This is a genomic window from Variovorax sp. 01T439_2, assembly GCF_056398445.1.
This window is the reverse complement of record NZ_JBFTPJ010000558.1, coordinates 1-3953: the sequence shown is the minus strand read 5'-3', so window position 1 is coordinate 3953 and position 3953 is coordinate 1. Positions and strand designations below refer to the sequence as shown.

The following is a 3953-nucleotide window of genomic DNA, read 5'->3' as shown; positions in this document are numbered from 1 at the left end:
CTGCAGAACGGCTATGTGTTTTCCGGCGGCGAGCGCAGCGACATCACGGGCTGGCGCAAGAGCGATTCGCAGATTGCGGCCTTCGAATTCACTTCCATTGGCAATTCGTACGCGAGCCGCACCGGCCGGCCAGATGACGTGGGCGTGATCGGCGTCGCGATGTTCCGCGAGCGCGTGCCCGAGCCGCCGCCTGCGCCGCCCATCGTCTTTCCGCGCCGCGATGGCAGCACGCGCGAGATGGAGCGCCGCAGCGAGGCGCCATCGGCCGCAGCCGAAGCCGCACCCGCAGCGCAGGCCCGCTCGGCCGACAGCGCCCTGGGCGCCGAAGCGGCCGCATCGGCGAAAGGCAGCCTGGCCCGGCCAGCGCCGCCCAGCCCGAGCCTGGGCACCGCCCACGGCCGGCGCGAGACTTCGCATGTCGGCCACACCAGCTTCGAGCGCGCGCAGTCCACGCCCGACGAAGTGGTGCGCATCCGCTACGACAGCCGCGAGAACCTCATCGCCGCGGGCGTGATCCCGGTGCCGCCGCCCGCGCGCTGGCCGCGTCCCGACGGCCCGTCCGCCTTTCCGGGTTCGGAGATGGGCTACGTGCCCGATCCGCCGGCGCGCTACGAGTGAGCTCTCTCGAACGCCGCGATCAGGCCAGCGTGCGGCGCATCTCGATGTGCGGGATGCCGGCTTCCTCGAAGGGCTCGCCGTGCACGGCATAGCCCAGGCGCGCATAGAAGCGCTCCGCGCTGCGCTGCGCGTGCAGGCCGATCTCGCGGTCGCCGCGCGCCTTGGCTGCCGCCTCCAGCGCCTGCATCACGGCGGCGCCGTGGCCGCCGCTTCGCAGCGCGCGGTGCACGGCCATGCGGCCGAGCATGGCGGTGCCGTCGACCGCATCGAGCAGCCGGCCGGTCGCTATCACCTGGCCGAGCCGGTTGCGGACCACCGCGTGCAGCACCACCGCATCGTGCGCATCCCATTCCAGTTCCTTGGGGATGTTCTGTTCCTCGATGAAGACCGCGCGGCGCAGCGCGCCCGCGCCTTCGCCCAGGGTTTTCCAGTCGCCCGTCTCCACCGTGCGCATCGGCTCGCCGCCCTCGAAGCCCGTGAGGATTTCGCGCAAGGCCGCCGGCACCGGCTTGGAGGTCTGCGTGGCCGGGTCGGCAAACACATAGACGAGCTCGCAGCCCACCAGGTACTGGTCCTGCCGGAACAGCGCACCCTCGAAGACGATGGACGAGTTGCCGATGCGCGCGCACTTCATGCCAACGTCGATCACGTCGTCCATGCGCGCCGAGGCGCGAAAGTCGACCGTGGCCTTGCGCACGTAAAGGTCGCCGCCCAGTGCATGCATGGCTTCTTCGTAAGGCAGCGCGAGCGCACGCCAGTAGTCGGCAATGGCGGTGTCGAAGTACATCAGGTAGTGCGCATTGAATACGATCTTCTGCATGTCGACTTCGGCCCAGCGCACGCGCAGGCGGTGAAAGAAGCGGAAGTCTTTTCTCTGGGGCATGGTCTTGTCGTTCATGGGTTCAGTGCGTCCTTGAGTGCACGGGCCGCGTCGTCCTGCGCCTGCAGCGCCTCGGGGATGGCGCGGCCCATTTTCAGAAATTCGTGGATCACGCCGCGGTAGATCTCGAGGTCGACCGCCACTCCCGCGGCGCGGAGCTTGTCGGCGTAGGCAATGCCTTCATCCACCACCGGATCGCATTCGGCCAGGCCGATCCATGCGGGCGCCACGCCGTCGACGTCGTCGGCCAGGAGCGGCGCAAAGCGCCAGTCGTCGCGGTCGGCCGGCGTGCGCACGTACTGGCCGAAGAAATAGTCGATCAGCGCCTTGGTGAGCAGCGGGCCATGGGCGTAGCGCCGGTGCGAGGCGGTGTCCTGGTGCGCCGCGGTGCCGGGATAGATGAGCATCTGCAGCGCGAGCGGCAGGCCCGCGTCGCGCGCGAGGATGGCGCACACCGCGGCCAGCGTGCCGCCGGCGCTGTCGCCGCCCACGGCCAGGCGGCCCGCGTCGATGCCCAGGCGCGCACCTTCGTTTGCAATGAAGGCAAAGGCATCCCATGCATCGTCCGATGCCGTCGGAAACCTGAACGCAGGCGCCAGCCTGTAGTCGACCGACACCACCGCGCAGCCGCTCTTGGCGCTCAGCACGCGGCACAGCGTGTCGTGCGTGCGGATGTTGCCGACCGTGAAGCCGCCGCCATGAAAATACACCAGCGCCGGCAGCACCGCCGTTGTCGACGGCGCGTAGAGCCGCGCGGGAATCGCGAAGCCGTCGCGCGCCGGAATCGTGAAGTCGTCGATGCGCTCCAGTGCGGGCTTCGGCACTTCGAGCACGCCCGCGCCTTTCTCGTAGGAGGCCTTGGCCTCGTCGGGCGTGAGCTGGTCGAGCGAAGGATGGCCGGCCCGCGCCATGCGCTCGACCACGCCGGCCATCTTCGCGGTGAGCGGAGGCTGCCATGTGCCGGGTGCGACAGCGGCAAGGGTTTTGTTCATGTGCAAGACTGTCCCTGCTTGTTAGATTTGGGTGGTCTGCAATCGTACTGCCCCAGGCAAACCCACCTCATGGCCCTCATCCAATACCTCACCCAGATCCAGTTCGAATTCGGCGCCATCAAGCTGCTGTCCAGCGAATGCGCGCGCATCGGCATCAACCGGCCGCTGATCGTGACCGATGCCGGCGTGCGCGCGGCCGGCGTGCTGCAGAAGGCGCTCGATGCCATCGCCGACCTGGAAGTAGCGGTGTTCGACCAGACCCCCTCCAACCCCACCGAGGCCGCCGTGCGCGCGGCCGTCGAGCTGTACCGCTGCGGCCGCTGCGACGGCCTCATTGCCGTGGGCGGCGGCTCCGCCATCGACTGCGCCAAGGGCGTGGCAATTGCCGCCACGCACGAAGGCCCGCTCAAGACCTACGCCACCATCGAAGGCGGCTCGCCCAAGATCACCGATCGCGCGGTGCCGCTCATCGCGGTGCCCACCACCAGCGGCACGGGCAGCGAGGTGGCGCGCGGCGCCATCGTGATCGTCGACGACCACCGCAAGCTCGGCTTCCACAGCTGGTTCCTGATGCCCAAGGCCGCCATCTGCGACCCCGAGCTCACGCTCGGCCTGCCGCCCCGGCTCACGGCCGCCACCGGCATGGACGCGATTGCGCACTGCATGGAAACCTTCATGTCGGCCGCCTTCAATCCGCCGGCCGACGGCATCGGCCTGGACGGCCTGGAGCGCGCCTGGCTGCACATCGAGCGCGCCACCAAGGATGGCAGCGATCGCGAGGCGCGCCTCAATCTCATGAGCGCGTCGATGCAGGGCGCCATGGCGTTCCAGAAGGGCCTGGGCTGCGTGCATTCGCTGAGCCACAGCCTGGGCGGCGTCGATCCGCGCCTGCACCACGGCACGCTCAACGCCCTCTTCCTGCCGGCGGTGATCCACTTCAACGCGGGTGCCGAGTCGGTGCAGAAGGAGCAGCGGCTGCAGCGCATGGCACGGGCCATGCACCTCGATTCGCCCGGCGATCTCGGCGACGCGATCCGCGACATGAACGCGCGCCTGGGCCTGCCCAAGGGCCTGGCCGAAGTGGGCGTCACGCCCGCCCTGTTCGAGCAGATCATCGACGGCGCCATGGCCGACCACTGCCACAAGACCAACCCGCGGCTGGCTTCGCGCGACGACTACAAGGCGATGCTCGAGGCATCGATGTAGGGGGCGGGTGCGGTTGTTCGGGGCGCGATCACGCCGACGGGGTACCTTGCTCCGCGAATGTCCTCCGGCCTGCGGCCTCCCCCTTGATTTCGCTGCGCAAGGCACCCCATCGACGTGATCGTTATTCAGCGCGGTCGTTGATCAGCGGTACACCGAGAGCGTGCCCCTGTGCACAGAGCATCGGGTGCTCCCCGCAGCGAAATCAAGGAGGAGGCCGCAGGCCGGGGGACATTCGCGGAGGGGAGTACCCGGTGATC

Annotated in this window: 4 protein-coding genes; 2 read left to right on the top strand and 2 right to left on the bottom strand. The window is 69.1% G+C overall.

The features are described 5' to 3' along the window. Positions 1-618, top strand: a 618-nt coding sequence (locus AC1DOC_RS23155; protein ID WP_478130565.1) for a hypothetical protein, incomplete at its 5' end; no start/stop codon positions are given. Positions 619-637: 19 nt separating this feature from the next. Here the strand turns inward: AC1DOC_RS23155 and AC1DOC_RS23150 are convergent. Both AC1DOC_RS23150 and AC1DOC_RS23145 read right to left on the bottom strand, forming a co-directional pair. Further along, positions 638-1516, bottom strand: a complete 879-nt coding sequence (locus tag AC1DOC_RS23150) for a YbgC/FadM family acyl-CoA thioesterase (protein ID WP_027729524.1) — start codon at positions 1514-1516, stop codon at positions 638-640. Next, positions 1513-2490, bottom strand: coding sequence for an alpha/beta hydrolase (locus tag AC1DOC_RS23145; protein WP_027729523.1), 978 nt, complete (start codon positions 2488-2490; stop codon positions 1513-1515). The genes AC1DOC_RS23150 and AC1DOC_RS23145 overlap by 4 nt, the downstream gene beginning before the upstream one ends. Before the next feature lie 69 nt (positions 2491-2559). On the opposite strand from AC1DOC_RS23145, the gene AC1DOC_RS23140 reads away from it, so the two are divergent. Beyond that, positions 2560-3696, top strand: coding sequence for an iron-containing alcohol dehydrogenase (locus tag AC1DOC_RS23140; protein ID WP_027729522.1), 1137 nt, complete (start codon positions 2560-2562; stop codon positions 3694-3696). The last annotated feature ends 257 nt before the right edge of the window (positions 3697-3953 follow it).

What these genes read in the sequence shown, in the direction of transcription:
- AC1DOC_RS23150 (WP_027729524.1), bottom strand. Translation starts at nt 1,516, where the DNA reads ATGAACGACAAGACCATGCCCCAGAGAAAAGACTTCCGCTTCTTTCAC.
- AC1DOC_RS23140 (WP_027729522.1), top strand. Translation starts at nt 2,560, where the DNA reads ATGGCCCTCATCCAATACCTCACCCAGATCCAGTTCGAATTCGGCGCC.
- AC1DOC_RS23145 (WP_027729523.1), bottom strand. Translation starts at nt 2,490, where the DNA reads ATGAACAAAACCCTTGCCGCTGTCGCACCCGGCACATGGCAGCCTCCG.